The organism is Vibrio sp. 1069, assembly GCF_033340555.1.
In genome coordinates this window covers 1-654 of sequence record NZ_JAWOWP010000470.1, presented here as the reverse complement: position 1 = coordinate 654, position 654 = coordinate 1, and the positions used below count along the sequence as shown (strand labels likewise).

Sequence of the window (654 nt, the reverse complement as noted above, 5' to 3'; positions counted from 1 at the left end):
TTCTTTCTAACAATGCCGTGCCGAGTTCATCTTCCAGCTTACGTATTTGACCACTAAGCGTTGGCTGACTGACAAAACATGCCTCTGCCGCTTTGCGAAAATGCTTGTGCTCCGCCAGTGCGACTAAGTACTCAAAATCCCGAATATTCATAACACACGATTCGCTTCTATTTGATGATAGTCAATGTCTATCAAAACCATAGCATCAAACGATTAGAGCTATCAAAGGATTTTTACAATAATGGGCTCAACAAAACGAAACAGAGCCAAACGACAAGTCACGCTCTAAACGCTTCACTCGAATATTTTAAAGGAATCAATATGTTTGTATCTAAAGAAGGTCAAAACGTACCACAGGTTACTTTCCCGACTCGCCAAGGTGATACTTGGGTGAACGTTACCTCGGATGATCTATTCAAAGGCAAAACCGTGATCGTATTCAGTTTGCCTGGAGCGTTTACACCGACTTGTTCTTCTAGCCACTTACCTCGTTACAACGAGCTATTCCCTGTGTTCAAAGAACACGGTGTTGATGAAATTTTGTGTATTTCGGTAAACGACACATTCGTTATGAACGCTTGGAAACACGACCAAGAAGCCGAGCACATCACCTTTATTCCAGATGGTAATGGAGAGTTCACCGATGGCATGGGC

At 42.8% G+C, this 654-nt stretch carries 2 protein-coding genes; one reads left to right on the top strand and one right to left on the bottom strand.

The genetic code is table 11. The annotated features are described in order from the left end of the window. A partial coding sequence (locus tag R7040_RS27210) for a LysR family transcriptional regulator (protein WP_318097708.1) occupies positions 1–151 on the bottom strand: 151 nt, incomplete at its 3' end. 170 nt (positions 152–321) lie between these two features. Here R7040_RS27210 and R7040_RS27205 point away from each other — a divergent pair. Next, positions 322–654: peroxiredoxin (locus R7040_RS27205; RefSeq protein WP_318097707.1), on the top strand; the 333-nt coding region annotated here is incomplete at its 3' end.